Genomic DNA, 19774 nt, shown 5'->3' with positions numbered 1-19774 from the left:
CGGCGCAGCGCCCTGTTCCTCGTGGATGTGCCCGACCTGGGCGCGGAGCCATACGCAGAACCCACTGGCAGGGCCGCACTCGCGGCAGCCAAGGCCAAGGACACGGAAGCCGCCGCCGACATGGCGTCCGAATCCGCCGAGGGCGCGGCGCTTCCTGTCGTCGCCCAGTCCGCGGAGTTCCCAGAGGCCAAACTACTGAGCGACCCTCAGTTCTCGGTCAGCGGCATCGCGTTCTCGCCCGACGGCTCACGCATCTTCTTTGCCAGCGCACAGCACGCCGGGGCAGACGACGACCTCGTGTCCGGGATCTACTCGGTAGCAATCACGGACGGCGTCGCAGTGGAGAACGGCAAGGAACTCGAGTCCGATCTACCTGCAGCCCGCCTCGAAGTCTCCGGCTCAAGCCCCATGTCCCTGCACACACCAACGTTCTCTGGCAACGGAGAGACCCTGTTCTTGCTCGGACAGGAACTGGGGGAGTCCGGGGTGGACTTCGTTGCACGCAACACTGGCGTGTTCGCGGTCAGCACCGCGGACCTGCCTTCCACCGCGCCGCGCAGCCTCACGGACCTCGAAACCAACGACTACGGCGATGTCCACTCGACCCTCGTGCCGAGCCCAGACGGAGAGGGCGTCTACGCCCTAGCCAGACACCGTGGTGCGGGCGAGCTGCACCACGTGAACGCGTCCGGCGAGCTCACCCTCGTCTCCCAAGGCGAGCGAGTGATCCTTGGCGTGGCAGCGGCGGGTGAGTCGATCGTCGTAAATTACACGGACCCACGAACGCCGGGCGAGGTGGCGCTGGTAGGCGCCGCGGGCGAACTGACCGCGCTGACCGACTTTGCGGCGCCGCTGCGCGAGGCCACCACCGTGGCCGAGCAGGTCGAGTTCACGGCCACGTCATCGGACGGGTATCCAGTGCATGGCTGGCTCTACGCACCCGAGGGTGAAGGGCCGCACCCGGTCCTGCTGAACATCCATGGCGGACCGTTCGCGGACTACCACTGGGCATACTTTGACGAGGCGCAGGTGTACGCACGCGCAGGCTACGCGGTCCTCCAGTGCAACCCGCGTGGCTCGGCCGGCTACGGCCGGGAGCACGGCGTGTCCATCAAGGAAGCCATGGGAACCGTGGACATGGTTGACGTCCTCGCGTTCTACGAGCAGGCCGTTGCCGCCCACGACAACCTCGACTCCGAGCGCGCGGGCGTGCTGGGTGGCTCCTACGGCGGCTACCTGACCAGCTGGATCATCGGTCACGACCACCGGTTTACGGGAGCGATCGTGGAGCGCGGATTCCTCGACCCGTTCAGTTTTGTAGGCACGAGCGACATCGGCTGGTTCTTCGCCGACGGCTACACCGGAACCGACCCGGTCCAGATCCTCGCGCAGAGCCCGATGGCTGTGGCCCACCAGGTCCAGACGCCAACGCTCGTTCTGCACTCCGAGGAAGACCTGCGCTGCCCATTCGAGCAGGCACAACGGTACTTCCAGACCCTCAAGCGTGCTGGCAAGGAAGTGGAGATGCTCGCGTTCCCCGGTGAGAACCACGAACTGTCCCGCTCCGGCACGCCGTGGCACCGCACGCAGCGCTTTGACGCGATCCTGGAATGGTGGGCCCGCTACCTGCCGGTTTCGTAGTCACGGCTCCCCCCTGCGAAGTAACCACCACAAAGCGCCGAGATCCTAATTCTGGCGGTGAAGTCCTAGCGCCCTGCTAGGAACTCACCGTTGCAGCTAGGATCTCGGCGCTTTGTGGGCATGGGCGGGATTAGCTGCGGGAGGGCGTACGGGCATACGCGGGCGTAGGGTGGCCTGTATGGCAGAGTTCACCGACTACATTGCAGGGCTCGGCGAGCCCGAGAAGAGCGCTGTGGAGCGCATCCACCAGCGCGCGCTAAGCAGGCTCGAGGGAGTCGGGGAGGGCCTCGGCTACGGCATGCCCGCACTCACCTATCGCGGCAAGACTCTCCTGTCCGTTCAAGTGGCCAAGTCCCACATTGCGTACTACCCGTTCAGTGGGGCAGTGGTGGAGGCTCTTGAGGGCGACCTTGCGAACTTCGATCACTCCAAGGGCACGATCCGGTTCTCCGTGGATCACCCGCTTCCTGACGACCTCGTGGATCGACTCATCGACCTGCGGCGAGCCGAGATAGACCTCAAGCCCGGAAAGTAGCCCGTCCGAGGGGGCCACACGCCAATTTCTAGCTCTTCAGGAACTCCAGCAGTGGTGCGTTGACCTCATCCGCGTGGGTCCACAGGAGTCCGTGAGGAGCGCCCTCGATTTCCACGAACTTGGCTTCGGGCAGCATCTTGGCAAACCGTCGGGCAGTGGCATCGATGGGCAGGATGTTGTCTGCGGTTCCGTGGATGATGAGGCTCGGCACGGTGATGGCCGCGATATCGGGGCGGAAATCCTCGATCCACGAGTACGGTGCCTTGGCCGATGCCTGAGCACCGGATTGCCCCGCCACTATCCAGTGGTGCTGCAGGGCCTCCTCGGAGAGCCGCGAGCCCAGGAACGTGTCGGTGTTGAAGAAGTCCTTGAAGAACCCGGTGAAGTGCGCGTACCGATCCTTCCGTACTGACGCACTGAATCCGTCAATGAAGTCGGTGTCCACAGCGCCCTCAGGATTCTCCTCAGTCTTGAGGAGGAACGGTTCGAGGCATCCAATGAACACTGCCCGCTTAACCCTTTTGCTTCCGTATCTGCCCAGGTAGCGCGCTATTTCTCCGGTGCCCATGGAAAAGCCGACCAGGGTAGCCCCTGTGAGTTCGAGCTTTGTCATGAGCTTGTCCAGATCGGACGCGAACGTATCGTAGTTGTAGCCGTCTGCTGGTTTAGACGATCGCCCAAACCCGCGGCGATCGTAGGTGATGACGCGGTAACCAGCCTCCAAGAGGGCAGTGGTTTGTTTCTCCCAGCTGTCACCGTCGAGGGGGTATCCGTGGATCAGGACTACGGGCTCGCCGTCCCCGTAGTCCTCGTAGTTGAGGTGCAATGACGTGCCCGCATGGGTTCCTACGTTGATATAACTCATGTTTCCTCCGGCCTGTAAATCAGTGGTTGCGCAACAGCTCGACAAGTTCGTCTTTGCGTTTCGAGGAGTATCCGCGCAGGCCAAGTTCTTTAGCCCGTTTTTTCAATTCGGGGACTGTCCAATCCTCATAGGAACCGGACTCTCCGCCCCTCTTGCCAACGGCTTTCGCACCGTCTCGGGCGACCGCATTGGAGATTCGTGCTGCCTTCTCCTCCGATGCTCCTTCACGCCGCAATGCCCGGTATATGTCAGGGTCTTTGATGGAGTTGGAGCGTGGGTTTGAGTTGGTGGGCATGGTGCCTCCTTGCTCGAAATCGACAGATTTCCAGCCTAGGGCGGATGCTTCGCAACCGCATCCGGCAGCGCCTAAGGCGCCACGGATTAACGACGATTCTGGCTGATCACCAGCCAGAATCGTCGTTAATCAGAGCCAAGACTGAGTGCTAGAGCGTCTCGCGCAGCGGGCCGTGGGCGGAGGAGATGGAGAGGATCCAGCGGGCGTATGTGGCAATCATGAGTGGCACGAGCACAGCGAGTCCCACGCCGAGGATGACCACGCCGGAGTCGTTGACGAGCGTGCCGATGATGAGCGCTACGTACACCGAGTAGAGCGTGGGCATGAACATGGGGCGGTCCGCGGAGATCTGCTTCAGTGGGACCCCGCGAGTCAGCCAGTGATACGGCGCCAGGGTGATGTCGCCCTTGGCTGCCTGGCGTACCGGGCGGCCGAGCACGATCAGGATGAACAGGATGCCCGTGATCGCCACGAGGGACAGCGGGTTGGTCAGCGTGGAGAAGTTCGCGGAGAGTTTACGGCCGATCACGTCAAAGAGCCCGCCGTTCAGCACGGTGTCCACGAACCGGCCGAGGTGAGTGCGCTGGTCCTCGGGGCGCAGCCAGTCGAGGATCGCAAAGGACGAGACCACGGCAACCGCCGCGACCATGACTGCGAGGACCTTCTTCCAGTCGAGCTTCACACCCAACGCGAATAGTGTCAGCAGGGCAAACGCCGGGAAGATCGCGGGAGGCCCGCCAAAGTCGGCGCCGAGGGAGGGCATGCCGTCGAGGAGGAGCGCGATGACGCCCACCACCGCCACGGACAGACCCGCGAGCTTGCGGTGGCCGCGCGCCACGAACTCGTTGGCGATCGCTCCGGCGACGAGCAGCGTTGTGACCGCGAACAGTGTGAACGACTGGTTGTTGAAGCCGTAGAACCGGCCGCCACCATCGGCTGGATGCCCATGAGCGCGGAAACTTGGAGCGAGGCTCCGGTCGCCACGTCAACGGCGAGCACGATGGCGGTGATGAGCGCGATGACCGCCATGGGAGCAAACTTCCACCCACGCCAGACAGGCAGGCGGGAGAACCAGACGATCAGGGCGATAATCGCAACCGAGATCAGGATGAGCGCCGCGGTGGGGGACGCGGTCCGCCACCACGGAAAGAGGTTGGCGAGGAGCGTCCCCACGGGGAGGGTTGCAAGGGAGAGCGCCGCGATCTCACACGCGCGGATCAGGCTGCGCGAGTGCTTGGCAATCCACGAGTCCCCGCGGGTGACGCGGCGCAGGAATCGGCCGGAGAACACGTAGGCGACTGCGCCGAATAGCGCGATGTTCACGATGCAGAACAGCAGGTAGTACGTGCTGACCATCGGCCTCGTTGCAAGGGCGTGGGCCTCGTCGTCCACGAGCTGCGCGATGCGCTGATCGGTGGTCTTGTTGATGGTTTCGGGGGCGATGGCTGAGCCCACAAACGTGGAGCGCACGTCTGCATAGTCGACACCGGCGAGCTTGAACAGCGTGGTAGGCAGGTCCGTGATCTGGTTGTAGCCCTGCTGGCGGGTGGACGGCGACGATAGGAAGTTGCCGTTGACCTGGTTCCCTGCCATGGCGATGAGGGAGATACGTGGGGAGCCCACGGGGTCGGCGAGGGATGCAAGCACGATTGTGGTGCGTTCGAGTGTGGGGTCGTCCTTGTAGATCGCGGCGAGGGTCGACTCGATACGGGCATCGAGTTCCTGGGCTTGGGCGATCATGACGGGATCGGTCGCGGTTAGTCCACGGCCCAACCGGATGTGCCCGGCGTCAACCATGACGAGGCCGCCGTTCTGCGTTGCGTCAAGCGCGGCTGCAACGGATGTGCCAATGTCGCGGGCGGCAGCGGGTCTGGTGAAGAAGTCGCCCTGGACCACGCCCTCCTTGTTTGCCAGCGCGATTGCCGCGCCGGGTCCCACACCAGCAACGGAAGTCCCTGCGGGGCTCAGCTGCTCACCGAACGCGCCAACGACTGCGCTGTACTTTTGGCCTGCAGCGGCGTCGAGAAACGTCTGCCACTCGGGAACGGTTGCGTTCCGGGTGGCTTCGCCGGAGACGCTTGCTGCCTGCGCCGGTTCCTCGAGATACCGGCAGGCAGTGCCCGCGCCGTTGATGGAGTCTCCCGCCCGGTTGCCTGCGGAAAGGCCCAGCCAGCCGTCAGCGGGGCAAGCTGAGGTGTACACGGTCCGGGTGATGAGATTTCCGATGGCCGCTGTGTGTGCGAACCTGTTCACGCTTGGCATGTGGTCTGCGGAGACGTCGGCCCATCGCAACCCCGAAGCGCCGATGAACACTACCCGGTTGCCCTGCACGTTTTCGCTCGTCGCCACGGGTGCGGTGTCTGGTGTGGTGGCCAGCGCGGTTATGGCAGTGGTCGAGGTACGCGCCGTGGCAGCCGTAGCAACCTGAGCGACCGTGTCCGACGAACTGGGGAAACCGCTGGCAAGAGCACCCGCCGGGGTGAGGACCAGAGCGCACACCAGTGCACAGACGGCTGCAAGGAGCGCAGGCGCTGTGCGGGAGCGCAGTTGGGGAACTAAGGAAGCGAGAGGCACCCCACCAGCCTAATTGACGCACTGCGCGTTCTTGGGCGTAACTTCGTCATTCTCTGTGAGGATTGCGCGCACGGGCTGCGTGCAGGAATTATCCAGAAACCGAGGGGATGTGCCAGCCCTAGCGGGTTTCTAGGCTCGGCACGGGGGTGCGGACCACGAGAGCCTTCGGGTCGACCCACGTCTTGACGCGCTTGGCCCGGCCCACGATGTCACCGTCCACCTGCGCTTGAGCTCCCTCGAGGATGAGAATCTCCGTGGTTTTCGCCTGAATGTGGTCGATACGCCCCACTTTTGTAGGGAGCTCGTTTTTAAGGCCGTAACCCTGCAGCACTACTTCGCCAAAGAGTTGGACCCAGCCTGCAATCCCTCCGCGGGTATCCACCGCCGCCACGTCGTGGATGCCGTCATCGATCACGGCGTCGGGGATGAGGGTGATCCCGCCCGGAAGTTTGCCGCAGTTCCCTATGAGCAGGGTGCGCAGCTGGGTCTGGAATCTCCTGCCGTCTAGGCTGATGCGAGCGTTGAGCCGGCTCCCGTGCAGGTGACGCATGCCCGCCACAAAGTAGGCAACCCAACCCATCTTCGCCTTGAGGGTTGCGTCCGCATCCGCGATCATTGCCGCGTCGAAGCCCACCCCGGAGATGACAAGGAATAGGTGCTTCTCAGTGCCCGCAGGCTGGGCCTCGCCCGCGTCGATCGCGGCCTGCGCCTTGCTCCGTTCACTCTGACGGCGGGCGTTCTTGGCCCTGTCCTCGAGTTGGGCAAGAGCGGATGTGTCGGGCTCGATGACTTGGAGCCACCCCACATCGATCGGGCGGTCGATCCCCTGGATGATGATGTCGAATGCCTCGTCCAACGAAGCGATTGGAATGTCAAGGTTTCGGGCCAGTAGGTTTCCCGTGCCCACGGGGATGATTCCCATGGGCACGTCAGTGGTCACCATGTGGGAGGCCACAGATCGAACCGTGCCATCCCCGCCCATCGCCACCACGAGGCTCGCGCCACGCGCGACCGCCTCGGCAGCCTGACCCCTGCCTGGGTCGTCGACCGTGGTCTCAAGCCACAGCGGCTCAGGCAAGCCCTCGGCCGCACACCGAGCAAGAACAGGAGACTTGAGGGCGGCAATGTTGGGTTTTGACGGGTTCGCAACAAAAGCGAGAAGGGGAGGAGGGGGAGTGCTTGGAATATCGTCGTGAAGCAGGTCAGCGGTTCCAGCCGCCGCTTCCCCATGCCGGAACGCGCGCAGCGCACGCAACTCAAGCACGGCAACAAGGCCAACCGCGACAACCGCCGCGAGCAGAACGATAGTCGCAACAAGTAACCACTGATCGGCATTCATGCCACCACGTTATCCCTCATTGCCACAGATTTGCGTGTTGTAGGTAATCTAGTGAGGTGATTGATCTACGTATCCTCCGCGAAAACCCAGACCTTGTCCGCCAGAGCCAGATTGTGCGCGGCGATGACCCAGCGATCGTTGACTCGATCCTCGAGGCTGATTCGGTACGTCGATCGTCTCTGGTCGAGTTCGAAAACTTGCGTGCAGAGCAGAAGTCCCTTGGTAAGGTCGTAGCCAAGGCCCAGGGCGAGGAGAAGCAGGCGCTTCTTGCTCGCACCAAGGAGCTGGCCGCCGAGGTCAAGCGCCTCCAGGCAGTGGCGAACGAGTCCGGCGAGACCCTAGCTCAGCTCATGTCCTCGATCGGTAACCTCGTCGAGGGCGCCCCAGCAGGTGGCGAGGAAGACTACATCGTCCTGCGCCACGAGGGCACCCCACGCGACTTCGCAGCCGAGGGCTTCGAGCCCAAGGACCACCTCGCACTCGGTGAGGGCCTCAAGGCAATCGACACCGAGCGCGGTGCCAAGGTCTCCGGCTCCCGCTTCTACTACCTCACCGGAGTTGGCGCGCGCCTCGAGCTTGCCCTCCTCAATGCTGCAGTGGACCAGGCCGTCCAGGCCGGCTTCACCCCGATGATCACCCCAACGATCGTCAACCCAAACATCATGCGGGGAACCGGCTTCCTCGGAGCTCATGCGGACGAAATCTACTACCTGAATGCAGACGACCAGTACCTTGTGGGTACGTCTGAGGTTGCGCTCGCGGGCTACCACTCCGAGGAGATCATTGACCTCGAGGACGGCCCCAAGCGCTACGCAGGCTGGAGCGCGTGCTACCGCCGTGAGGCCGGATCGCACGGCAAGGACGTGCGCGGCATCATCCGTGTGCACCAGTTCCACAAGGTTGAGATGTTCTCGTACTGCAAGGTTGAGGACGCTGCGGCAGAGCACCAGCGCCTGCTCGCGTGGGAAGAGGAGATGCTCAAGAAGTGCGAACTCCCGTACCGCGTGATCGACACGGCCGCCGGTGACTTGGGCTCCTCCGCCGCCCGCAAGTTCGACTGCGAGGCATGGCTGCCCACTCAGGAGCGCTTCCTCGAGCTCACCTCGACCTCGAACTGCACTACGTTCCAGGCACGCCGCCTTAACGTACGCGAGCGCGCGGAGGTCAACGGCAAGTCTGAGACGCGCATGGTTGCGACCCTCAACGGAACCCTCGCCACCACCCGCTGGATCGTCGCGATCCTCGAGAACCACCAGCAGCCAGACGGCTCGGTGCGTGTTCCCGAGGGCTTGCGTCCATACCTGGGCGGCCTCGAGGTGCTGGAGCCGGTTGCCCGTGGCTGACGCCAACTACATGATCGGCCTCGACATTGACGGCACGATCATGTCGTATGACGAATTCATCTCGGCAGAGGTCCGTGCGGCCATTGCCGAGTTGCGGCTCCGTGGGCACCAGGTTGTGCTGTCCACGGGCCGTCCGCTCGTAGCTACGCTGCCCGTCCTGAAGGAACTAGGCATCGACAAGGGTTGGGCGGTCTGCTCGAACGGCTCCGTTACCGCCCACATCGACTCGGAACTTCCGGGCGGGTACGAAGTTGAGCACGCCGTGATGTTCCAGGCTGATCAGGCCGTTGCCGCGCTGCACGAGTACATGCCCGAGGCGATGATCGCGCTCGAGCAGATCGGTGTGGGCTACTACATCAGCGAGGACTTTAACTCGTCCAAACTGCACGGCGCCCACACGATCACAGCCGTGCCGGAACTCCGCCAGATGGAAACCTCCCGCGTGGTGGTGGCGCGTGCTTCGCACGCTGACCGCCAGTTCAGCAAGCGGGTTGAGTCCCTTGGCTTGCGCGACACGTACTACTCCATCGCCGGCACCCACTGGATGGACCTGGCTCCCGACGGCATCACCAAGGCCTATGGATTGGAGCGCTTGCGTGCTCTGCTGGGGGTCGGAATCGAGAACACCGTCGCCGTTGGCGACGCCGAGAATGACATCGAAATGCTCGCCTGGGCGGGTAGGGGCGTGGCCATGGGCCACGCGTCGGCCGAGGTCATTGCTGCAGCTGATGAGATCACGCTCCCAATTCTCGACGATGGACTCGCGCCAGTCCTCGAGAGACTGCTGGTCGGATAGCGCGTTCCGTCGTGGTGCGGCATGCTGGTGTTTGCCGTTCGCCCAAGGATGTAAGCCATGACGCAGAATCTGGAAGACGTTGCCCGTCGCGCTGGTGTTTCCACCGCGACTGCTTCTCGGGCACTGCGTGGACTCACGAGCGTAAAACCTGAGACTCTGGCCCGGGTTCAGGCCATTGCCGAGGAGATGGGCTATGTGGCCTCTCCGGCGGCGTCTCGGCTCGCCTCTGGCCGGACCCGCACGATCGGCCTGCTGACTCCGTGGGTCAACCGGTGGTTCTTTGCCAACGTCATAGAGGGAGCGCAGAAGCGCCTTCATGCCGATGGTTTCGACGCGCTCTTGTTTTCCTTCCATGAGACGCCTACACATCCGCGCATGGCGGTAGATCCTGCTGCCCTGCGAAGGCGTGTGGACGGTGTGCTTGTTCTTGGAATGCAGCTCACTGACCACGAGGTACGCGACCTGGAGACCTTGGGTGTTCCCATCGTGTTTGCGGGGCCCGGCCACCGAGACCATGCCACGGTTGGTGTGGACGACCACGCTATCGGCCGGATGGCAGTTGAGCACCTGTGGGATATGGGGCATCGAAACATCGGGCACCTAGCCGGTGCGGACTGGGACCAGTTTCCTTTGAGCCCCTCCCTGGGCAGGTTCCAAGGCTGGCGGGAAGCCCTTGGCAAGCGTGGGATCCATGCGCCGGCGAACTGGATGACTCCTACGTCTTTCACGTGGGAGGCTGCGCACAGGGCGGCTCATGCCCTTCTGGACGAAGCGCCCGAACTGACTGCCCTGTTCGCGGCTACCGATACCGTGGCACTTGGCGCGATGCACGCTGCGCGCGAGAGAGGGTTCGTAGTAGGTCGGGACTTTGCGATCGTGGGTGTTGACGATGAGGAGATTTCAGCGCATTTGGGTCTCACCACGATTCGGCAGAGTCCAGAGCAACAGGGCAAGGCTGCGGCCGAACTCCTGCTCCGGGCGCTCGCTGGTGAAGAACTTCCGATGACCACCCTGGGCAAGATTTCGCTGGTAGAGCGCCCGAGTACTGGACCGTTTGCTGGTACTACCGATAACTGATACCAAACCGTAATGCGTTGCAGGGCGTGGTGAGTACCAGGTACTTTTCCGCAATATCTTGCGACTTGGTAACGAATTTCGTTTCAAGGAGCCGAGTTGGAGCTGCATGGCTAGGCTGAGTTGTGAGTGTGGGAGCGTTTCCGCACTTGCAATTGCTTGATGTAAGCGCTTGCATTTGTGATGAGGGACATAGAAGTTTCTATGCCCGCCAACCTCTACAAAGTTGTGAGGATGAGAATGAAGAGCACCATGAAGCGACACCACGTCGTTGCGATTGCGTCCTCTGTGACGCTCGCGCTATCACTTGCTGCCTGTGGCAGCGACACACCCGAGAAGCCAGAAGGCTCGGGAACCGGAACGGGCACCGCCTCTGGTGACTGCGCCGCATATGAGAGCTACGGCGACCTCTCCGGTAAGACCGTCACGGTCTACACCTCCATCGTGGCACCCGAGGACCAACCACACATTGACTCCTACAAGCCATTCGAGGAGTGCACCGGAGCGAGCATCAAGTACGAGGGCTCTAAGGAGTTCGAGACCCAACTTCAAGTTCGCCTGAAGGCTGGAAACGCGCCTGACATTGCGTACATCCCTCAGCCTGGGCTGCTCAAGACGATTGTTGGCCAGTTCCCCGACTCGATCGTTGAGGCCTCTGCAGGGACATCTGCGAACGTTGACAAGTACTACGCAGCGTCTTGGAAGGGTTACGGCACCGTTGACGGAAAGTTCTACGCTGCACCGCTCGGCGCAAACGTGAAGTCGTTCGTCTGGTATTCACCATCAATGTTTGCGGACAACGGTTATGAGATTCCAAAGACCTATGACGAACTGATTGCGCTCTCCGACAAGATCGTTGCAGACCATGGTGCTGAAGGCATCAAGCCTTGGTGCGCAGGCATCGGCTCGGGTGAGGCCACTGGTTGGCCAGCAACCGACTGGCTTGAGGACCTAGTTCTGCGCGAGGCAGGCATCGACGTCTACAACAAGTGGATCACGAACGAGGTCAAGTTCAACGACCCACAGATCGCCGCAGCACTGGGCAAGGTGGGCGCGATCCTTAAGAACGATAAGTACGTCAACGGTGGCATCGGTGACGTTAAGTCGATTGCCACAACCGAATTCCAAGACGGTGGCCTGCCAATCCTTGACGGCAACTGCTTCATGCACCGTCAAGCGTCCTTCTACGCAGCAAACTGGCCAGAGGGCACGGACGTATCTGAGGAAGGCGACGTGTTTGCCTTCTACTTCCCAGGCATGACAGCCGACTCACGACCAGTCCTCGGTGGTGGCGAGTTTGTGGCCGCGTTCGCTGACCGTCCTGAAGTCGCTGCGTTCCAGGCTTACCTCTCTTCACCGGAATGGGCTAACGCTAAGGCAAAGGCAACCCCCGCTGGCGGCTGGGTGTCTGCGAACTCTGGACTTGACCCAGAGAACTTGGTGTCGCCAATTGACAAGCTCTCGTTCTCCCTCCTTTCCGACACTTCTCAGGACTTTGGTTTTGACGCCTCAGACCTGATGCCCGGAAATGTTGGAGCGGGATCATTCTGGACCGAGATGACTTCATGGATCGCAGAAAACAAGTCCGACACTCAGGTCCTCGATGCTATCCAAGCATCATGGAAGTAACTGGAATCTAGCCCAGTACTGAAACTCGGACTGCAATAGGCGCAAACGGTGAGCAAGCGGGGCATTGCCCCGCTTGCTCACCGCGCAATTAACGCATTCTTCCGCCCATGTGCGCAGGCGCCGCCGCCGCGCAAGGGCGCACATATATTTCCCTGCGACCCATGGAGGACTCATGGAATGGCTCAAGCAGGCAGACACAACCGGTGAGAAGTTCCTTCTCATGTTCGTTGCAATCGCGCTCTTTGTACTCGTTATGGGCGTGATTCTGTTTGTTGTTGATAGGATTTCGCGGCCACCCAAGTGGGTGCTCGTGCTGGGGTTCATGGGACCAGCTCTGATCGGGTTGGCCTTCGGCTTGGTGTATCCGGCCCTGACCACTGTCAAGGCGTCGTTCTACGACGCGAACGGTGAGACATTTGTGGGAGCGGATAACTATGTCACCGCTTTTACTGAGGATTCATTCCAGCAAGTGCTTGGCAATACACTCGCCTGGACACTATTGGTACCAATTCTGTCCACAGTAATTGGGCTCGTATACGCGGTACTCGTTGACCGTACCCGGGTGGAAAAATTCGCCAAGACACTGATGTTCATGCCAATGGCAATCTCCATGGTCGGTGCCTCGATCATCTGGAAGTTCATGTATGAGTACAAGGCCGTGATTGAAGGTCTCGCACCCGAGAGGCAACCTGCCCAGATCGGTTTGCTCAACCAAGTGCTCATTTGGCTCGGACTCGAACCGCAACAGTTCCTCCTCAACGGACCATGGAACAACCTGTTCCTCATGATCGTCATGATCTGGATCCAGTCTGGTTTTGCAATGACGATCCTCTCCGCTGCGATCAAGGCCATCCCTGACGACACCATGGAAGCAGCGCGCCTTGATGGAGCCGGAGGAATGCGACTCTTCACGTCCATTACGATCCCCAGCGTTCGTCCAGCCTTAGTGGTCGTGCTAACCACAATCGCCATGAGCACGCTCAAGGTGTTCGACATCGTGCGCACGATGACTGGTGGAAACTTCGGTACCGGCGTGATCGCCAACGAGTTCTACACCCAATCGTTCAAGCAAGCTAACTACGGGCTAGGGTCCGCACTAGCGGTGATCCTGTTTATTTTTGTGGTGCCACTGATCGTTTACAACGTGTTCCAGATGAGGAAATCGGAGGAAATGCGATGAGCACGATCACCGAATCAGCCGCATCACCGGCTACACCAGAGCCTTCAAACTTTGAAAAGCTGGACATGCGCGCGGACAAAGCGCGTGTAACCCTTGGCTCAAGAGTTGCGTCAGTCGTAGCGATCGTCATTGCAGTGCTCTGGACCATCCCCACGCTCGGACTCTTCATCACCTCATTCCGGCCAGAAGCCGACATCAAGAAGTCAGGTTGGTGGACGTGGTTCACAAACTTCAACACCACGATTGATAACTACGTTGAGGTGCTCACCGGAAGTCGTTTTGAGCTCTCCACATTCTTTGTGAACTCCATCGTTATTACATTGCCAGCGGTGATCATCCCGATCACTCTCGCGCTTCTCGCCGCCTACGCATTCGCGTGGATCGACTTCAAGGGCCGCAATATCCTGTTCGTCGCAGTGTTCGCGCTCCAAGTGGTGCCTATCCAGGTCACACTCATCCCCCTGCTCACGCAGTACGTGAAGTGGGGGTTGGCGGGTTCATTCTGGACAGTGTGGCTCTCTCACTCGATCTTTGCATTGCCGCTGGCGATCTTCCTTCTTCACAACTTCATGAAGGAAATCCCGCGGGAACTCGTGGAGGCGGCACGTGTGGATGGTGCAGGGCACGTCAAGATCTTCTTCCAGGTGCTCATGCCACTGCTGGTGCCGGCGATCGCGTCCTTCGCTATCTTCCAGTTCCTCTGGGTATGGAACGACCTTCTTGTTGCGTTGACCTTTGCGGGTGGCGACCAGAATGTCGCGCCGCTAACCGTACGAGTTGCGGAGCTAGCTGGTACCCGTGGGCAAGCGTGGTACCTCCTGTCCGCTGGCGCGTTCGTCTCGATGGTCGTCCCGGTCATCGTGTTCCTCGCCCTCCAGCGCTACTTTGTCCGCGGACTCCTTGCGGGGTCCGTCAAGGGCTAACCGCAGCGCGCGCTGGAAGTGCGGCTCTCGTCGTGAATCATTTTTGCGGCGAGAGCCGCATTATTTACGACGATTGACGGACTTCCAGCACCACCTTGCCGAACACCTCACCGGAGTTGAGGAGGGCGTGCGCCTCTGAGGCGTGCTCAAGGGGGAAGGTCGCGTGGGTGAGCGGCCTGATGGCGCCCGACGCGAGCAAGGGCAGGACGTGGGTGCGTACTGCGTCCACGATCGCTGCCTTCTCCGCGTGCGGGCGGGAGCGCAGGGTAGTTCCCGAGACGGTTAAGCGGCGAGAGAGGAGCCGACCCAGATCGATCGGCGCGCTGGCCCCGCGCTGCATGCCGATGACCACGAGGCGTCCGCTGGGAGCCAATGAGCGGAGGTTCGCGTCGAGGTACTCGGCGCCTAGGACATCGAGGATGACGTCCACGCCCTTGCCGCCCGTGGCCTCCTTTATGAGGTTGGGCAGGTCCTGCGTAAACGGCGGCCCGTCTTGATCGCGGTGGTAGGCAAACCCGGTTTCCGCGCCGAGTTCCACGCACCGGGCTACCCGTTCGGGCGTTCTCGCCGTGGCGAGGACGCGCATGCCCAGGGCCGACGCAAGTTGAACGGCGAACGAACCGACGCCACCGGACGCACCATGGATGAGGACCGACTCACCGGGTTTCAGCTGGGCGGAGTCATACAGGTTGGACCACACCGTGCAGGCGGCCTCCATAATCCCGCCGGCGTCGATGAGGCTTAGGTTCTCTGGGATTTCGACCAGCAAGTCCTCGTGGACCGTGATCGACTCCGCGTATCCGCCTGATCCCACCAGCCCCATGACCCGTGTTCCCGGTTTGAACCGATGTGTCCCAGGGCCAAGGCCCGAGACGATTCCAGCGAACTCGAGCCCTAAGGTGGGAGATTCCCCTTTTGGTGCGGGGTAAAGTCCCCGTGCCTGAAGAACATCCGCACGATTAACCCCGCTCGCGTAAATATCAACACTGACCTGCTCAAACGCAGGCTCCTTGGTTTCCAAGTGGACAGTCTTGAGGGTGTAGGAGCCCTCGCCGGTGCCGCCTGTTTCCTCACAAATGACCGCGCGCATTACTTCTCCCTCGTCCAGCGGATTGAACTTTCACCCCACTAAAGCCTAGTCTTGGTGACTGACCTAACGCTTTTCACCCCTCAAGGATCGGCAGCTATCTGTCGATCATCACAGAGCGTAAAAGTTTCGCCAACTGGCGAACGCACCACACTTGGAAGGATCAAGGATGCTCAATCGCCTCAGCGTGCAGAACAAGATCCTTGCAACCCTCGCGGTTCCGATCATCGTCGTTTTGGTTGCGGCAACCGTGTTCTCCGTTCAGTCCATTCAGGACTGGCGTCGAGCAGAGCAGTACCAGCAACTCAACGCGCTCATCCTCAAAGGCCAGCAGTTCATCGGCGTCATCCAGAATGAGCGAAAGGCAGCAATTGACTACCGTGCAGGGACGCTCGGTGGCGAGGAAGTGTGGCAGAAGTCTGTTACGTACCGAAACGCTGCGCTCAACGAGCTCGGTAAAGAGTTCCAAGGACTTGACTCCTTCAACTTGGTTCCCGAGGAAGTGCGAACCGCACTCGAGGCTGTGAACCGAGACCTTCGATACAACCTCGAAGCCGCACAGGATGAGGCTAGGCGTGGTGTCGCCACCACCGCCGTCATCTCCCAGCGCTATGACGACTCGATCCAGATGATGCTCCGCGTTGCTACCACTATTGGTAACACCGCTGAAGACCGTCGACTTGGTAACGCTGCGCTGTCATACGTGGACACCTTCAACTACCTCGACCGTGTGACCGAGGAGATCCCGCGTATTAACGAGGCTCTCGCCGCAGTGGAAGACGCAGACCCGCAGGCGCGAGTCTTCGCTGAGGTTGCTACCTCGGTTCGTCTGACAAACTCCGAGCGTGAAACGGCGCGTCTTTCGATCAAGCGTCTAGACATTCCGGGCGTTGAACTGGCAACGCCAGAAGCAAAGTACACATCGATCCGTCAGTACCTCGCGACCACCAACGCTGGTGCAGTGTCCTCTGACGTCGCAGCAACATGGACGACGCTCGCGGAGACCGAGGTTGCCAAGATCGCTCCTGTGCGAGACAAGATCATCGACGAGATGGACAGCGCAGCGAAAGCTTGGGTTTCCAGCACGCGAAACGCCGCGTTCATCACGATCGGACTCATGGTCCTGACGCTCGCCGCTTCCCTTGGTATTGCATACCTGATCTCTCGTTCGATCACCCAGCCCCTGAAGCACCTTGCCGAAGCAGCAGACCGCGTTAAGACCGAGCTCCCACGACTCGTTGAGCAAGTGGCTGTCCCCGGTCAGGGGCCGGACCTCGAACTCACCGAGATCAAGGTTAAGTCAAGGGACGAGGTCGGCCAGCTCGCGGAATCCTTCAACGCGGTGAACGCCACCACGATTGAGGTTGCCAAGGAGCAGGCAGCGCTTCGTGGTTCGATCGCGGAAATGTTCGTTAACGTGGCACGACGTGACCACGTGCTCCTCAACCGTCAGCTTGGGTTCCTCGATGAACTTGAGCGTGCGGAAGAAGACCCAACTACCCTAGCCAACCTCTTCCGTCTCGACCACCTTGCAACCCGAATGCGTCGTAACTCGGAGTCGCTCCTGGTTCTCGCAGGAATCGATTCAGGACGTCGCGTTCGCGACGCGATGGCAATGTCGGACGTTGTCCGTACGGCGTCCTCCGAGATTGAGCTTTACGACCGCGTCCAGCTCGACCTGCAGGCAGACCCACGAATCCTGGGCCACAACGCTCTGAACTCCGCACACCTGATTGCAGAGCTCCTTGAGAATGCAACCAACTTCTCCGAGCCGAATACGCCGGTTGAAGTTACCACCGCCGCAACCAAGAGCTTCGTGACCGTAACCATTCGCGATTATGGCCTCGGTATGAGCGAAGAGGACATCGCGGAGGCAAACAAGAAGGTTTCCTCACGAGCAGCCTCCGACGTAGTTGGAGTGCAGCGAGTGGGGCTCTTCGTGGTCGGCCGACTCGCCGACCGCCTTGGTGTGCACATTGCGTTCTCGCGCCCATCTGATGGCTCGAACGGCACGGTCGTTCTGCTGACCTTCCCGCGGTCACTCTTTGCTGATGACACCGCCACGCCTCTGCCTGAGCCAACTGATCCACTCGTTAATGCGACGCAGGACGCGGCGCAGTCGTGGTCCCAAGCAGAGGCTCCGCTCGTTGCGGAAGTTGACCTGCCATCGATGATGGACGGCACCACCAGCACCGGAATGCCTCGTCGACGGGTCACCTCCGCAAGCGAGCTTCCGTCTGCTGAGCCATTCACTCCACAGTTCGCGGATGGGGCTCAGCCACTCGCCGGTTCGCTTCCAGCACGAGGCCAGAGCGCCGGAGTTTCCCCGGACCTTTCGAACGACTCACCAGAGATGGTGCTTCCTCCACTCGAGACGCCATTCCTCCCCGTGATGGATGACGCGAGTGAAGGTTGGGCTCCGGAGACCCTGCACGTTGAGACTCGCGCCGGATTGCCTACCCGTCGGTTGAGCGAATCGAGCCCCGCGGCAGCCGCTCTGGTTGAAGAGGAGTTCAGCGCCCCTGCAGAGCCTGAGAAGCGTTCGGCGATGTTCTCGAACTTCCGTTCCTTCAACCCCGCTGACTTGCAAGCTGACGCAGCGTCACCTGAAGTTGCCAGCACCCCAACGTTTGGCGGGGTCCCCGCACTGGTCGAGGACTCCAATGAGTTCATTCCAGGGTTCGTAGACGAGCAGGACGCCGCGTTCGCGCCGGCCGCGGTGGTTGCTGAAGAGCCTGTTGCGCCGGTCGAGTACCAAGCACCTGTAGCTCAGGCAACCCCGGAGGCGTCGACGGTACACGCCGACCAGGCAGCTCCAAACATTGCACAGCCAGCGCAGGACCTTCCACCCTCGTACGCACCGTTTGATGGTCACGCGCCAGAGTCCACGTCGCCCGCTTCCTGGTCGTCGAGCGAGTCGACCAGCGCAGACAGGTTCGGAAACCTTCCTACTCGCGCGTCGAGGGCACGTGAGGCACTCCTTGCGTCCCGCAGCGCTGTTGAAGCTCCGGACTACCCAGAGCCAGACCACGTTGCGCTCGAGGCAGCTCGCGCTGACTCGACAGGTTTCAGCGCTGGAAACACCTCACACGCCTTCGTGCCACAGTTTGAGGAGCCGGACGAGGCCGCCATGCCGCAGGCAGGTAGCCCGTACACGCCGATAGCACCCGCTGAGCAGCCGTCGTTTGGCTTGGGCTATGGTTCAAACGACGAGACTGCGCAGTTCGACGCGTCTGACTTGATCATCGATCAGGAAGCACCGGTCGCTCAGTCTCCGGCTCCACTTGCCGAGACCCCCGCGAATCCTGCGCACCCGTTCACGCCGTTGAGCGCGTCGTCTGCCCCTTCACCAAGGGAACAGGCCACTGGCACTGACGCTCGCAGCGCGATCCCACACGTTGTTGCGACTCCAAGCTTCAACGAGATGATGGCAAGTGCGACGCCTGTTCAGCAGCCAAAGAAGAAGGGCCTCTTTGCCCGACTGTTCGGCAAGAAGGAGTCCGGCGCTCTCACCCCTCACTTCACGCCTGCAGCCCCGAGCAGCAACTCTCCGTTTACTCCTGTGAGTGGCTCGCCATTTGGTCAGCCAGCGACACAGGAAGCTCAGCGCTCAGAGTTCACTGCGGCCCTTCAACCTGAGTCGACTCCATTCGGGTTCGGTGCACAGCCTGAGTCGGCTGCGCCATTGAGCACGGATCGCCGAGTGAACTCGACGTCGCCTGTCGGAGCGAACCACTCCGTGCGTGGGGAGTGGGCAGTGTCCCAACCTGCCGAGCTGACTTCCGCCCTGGGCGGGTTTGAGCCTCGCCAGGCGCCCGTGGAGCGCCTAAGCGCGATCGGACGCGGGGCAGCTCAGGAATCCGCACCTCTGAACTCGGCCTTCCAGCCTCTTTCAGAGCGCAACACTGCGCCACAGTCCTTCACGCCGGCTCCCATCGAGGAGCAAGAGCCAGTGCAGAGCCACGTCGCCAACGTAACCGCTGACTTCCTACCCGCGCGTGAAACCGCCGAAACGTACTCTCCATCCACCCAGCCTTCCGCCATGGGACAAACCACTGCGCCAGCCAGCGCACCTGCGTTTGGGGTGCAGGAGAGCCACTGGGAGCCTCCAACGAACTTTGGAGACAACCCGGCGTTTGCACTGCAGTCATCAATCCAAGAACAGGCTTTCGCAGAGCTGAGCGAACTGTCTGCCTACCGTCCGAACGCAGTGACAACGGGTGGGGGATCTAACCTCACACGTCGTGTTCGGACACAAATGGATCGTCCCGAGGACGATTCGAGCGCGCAAAAGATCAGCCGCGACGCCGCCCAACTTCGGGCACGTCTCTCAGCCTTCCAGTCTGCGACAACTCGTGGCCGACAGGACGGCGTTGCAAGCGCGCAGTCAGCGCAGGGGGAAATGGGTAACGAATTGCCTACACGTGTGCCTGACTCGGCAAGTAGCCGATAACAACTTATTTGCCTGATAGACACACCTTAGAAGGAGAAAG

Annotated in this window: 15 protein-coding genes; 9 read left to right on the top strand and 6 right to left on the bottom strand. The window is 61.3% G+C overall.

The window, feature by feature from the left end; translation table 11 throughout:
* Positions 1-1641, top strand: a 1641-nt coding sequence (locus HGSM_RS01930) for a S9 family peptidase (protein WP_040594234.1), incomplete at its 5' end; no start/stop codon positions are given.
* Positions 1642-1819: 178 nt separating this feature from the next.
* A complete protein-coding gene (locus HGSM_RS01925; RefSeq protein WP_019147048.1) occupies positions 1820-2176 on the top strand; it encodes an iron chaperone in 357 nt (118 codons plus the stop codon).
* Between the two features lie 28 nt (positions 2177-2204).
* On the opposite strand, the gene HGSM_RS01920 is transcribed toward HGSM_RS01925, so the two are convergent.
* From HGSM_RS01920 to HGSM_RS01905, 5 genes are all read right to left on the bottom strand, one after another.
* Positions 2205-3041: an alpha/beta fold hydrolase gene (locus HGSM_RS01920; RefSeq protein WP_019147047.1), complete on the bottom strand. Its 837-nt coding sequence runs from the start codon at positions 3039-3041 to the stop codon at positions 2205-2207.
* Between the two features lie 19 nt (positions 3042-3060).
* Positions 3061-3336 carry a DUF7218 family protein gene (locus HGSM_RS01915; RefSeq protein WP_019147046.1) on the bottom strand — a complete coding sequence of 92 codons (276 nt, stop codon included), beginning with the start codon at positions 3334-3336 and terminating at the stop codon, positions 3061-3063.
* Between the two features lie 148 nt (positions 3337-3484).
* Positions 3485-4099, bottom strand: a complete 615-nt coding sequence (locus HGSM_RS14290; protein WP_154646206.1) for a hypothetical protein — start codon at positions 4097-4099, stop codon at positions 3485-3487.
* Entirely contained in the window at positions 4036-5910 is a 1875-nt protein-coding gene (locus tag HGSM_RS01910) for a DUF3309 domain-containing protein (protein WP_040594232.1), read from the bottom strand. Before HGSM_RS01910 ends, HGSM_RS14290 begins: the two co-directional genes overlap by 64 nt.
* Positions 5911-6028: 118 nt before the next feature.
* Positions 6029-7249, bottom strand: coding sequence for a diacylglycerol/lipid kinase family protein (locus HGSM_RS01905; protein WP_019147045.1), 1221 nt, complete (start codon positions 7247-7249; stop codon positions 6029-6031).
* Between the two features lie 56 nt (positions 7250-7305).
* Here HGSM_RS01905 and serS point away from each other — a divergent pair, with 56 nt between their 5' ends.
* From serS to HGSM_RS01875, 6 genes are all read left to right on the top strand, one after another.
* A complete protein-coding gene (serS, locus tag HGSM_RS01900) occupies positions 7306-8592 on the top strand; it encodes a serine--tRNA ligase (RefSeq protein ID WP_019147044.1) in 1287 nt (428 codons plus the stop codon).
* Positions 8585-9388 carry an HAD family hydrolase gene (locus HGSM_RS01895; protein WP_019147043.1) on the top strand — a complete coding sequence of 268 codons (804 nt, stop codon included), beginning with the start codon at positions 8585-8587 and terminating at the stop codon, positions 9386-9388. Before serS ends, HGSM_RS01895 begins: the two co-directional genes overlap by 8 nt.
* 57 nt (positions 9389-9445) lie before the next feature.
* On the top strand, positions 9446-10465 hold the full coding sequence (locus HGSM_RS01890; RefSeq protein WP_019147042.1) for a LacI family DNA-binding transcriptional regulator: 1020 nt from the start codon (positions 9446-9448) through the stop codon (positions 10463-10465).
* Between the two features lie 237 nt (positions 10466-10702).
* The gene (locus HGSM_RS01885; protein WP_040594483.1) at positions 10703-12091 is read left to right on the top strand and encodes an ABC transporter substrate-binding protein; all 1389 of its coding nucleotides are present in this window, start codon (positions 10703-10705) and stop codon (positions 12089-12091) included.
* Between the two features lie 172 nt (positions 12092-12263).
* Complete coding sequence (locus tag HGSM_RS01880; protein WP_019147040.1) at positions 12264-13271, top strand: carbohydrate ABC transporter permease; 1008 nt, start codon at positions 12264-12266, stop codon at positions 13269-13271.
* Positions 13268-14194 (top strand): carbohydrate ABC transporter permease, encoded by a 927-nt coding sequence (locus HGSM_RS01875; protein WP_019147039.1) that lies wholly within the window; start codon positions 13268-13270, stop codon positions 14192-14194. Before HGSM_RS01880 ends, HGSM_RS01875 begins: the two co-directional genes overlap by 4 nt.
* A 64-nt stretch (positions 14195-14258) precedes the next feature.
* Here HGSM_RS01875 and HGSM_RS01870 read toward each other — a convergent pair whose 3' ends face one another.
* Positions 14259-15284, bottom strand: coding sequence for an NAD(P)H-quinone oxidoreductase (locus HGSM_RS01870; protein WP_019147038.1), 1026 nt, complete (start codon positions 15282-15284; stop codon positions 14259-14261).
* A gap of 166 nt (positions 15285-15450) precedes the next feature.
* On the opposite strand from HGSM_RS01870, the gene HGSM_RS01865 reads away from it, so the two are divergent.
* On the top strand, positions 15451-19734 hold the full coding sequence (locus HGSM_RS01865) for a HAMP domain-containing sensor histidine kinase (protein ID WP_019147037.1): 4284 nt from the start codon (positions 15451-15453) through the stop codon (positions 19732-19734).
* The last annotated feature ends 40 nt before the right edge of the window (positions 19735-19774 follow it).

This window comes from Timonella senegalensis JC301 (assembly GCF_000312125.1).
GTDB lineage: Bacteria > Actinomycetota > Actinomycetes > Actinomycetales > Cellulomonadaceae > Timonella > Timonella senegalensis.
This window is presented reverse-complemented; position numbering and strand designations above follow the sequence as displayed.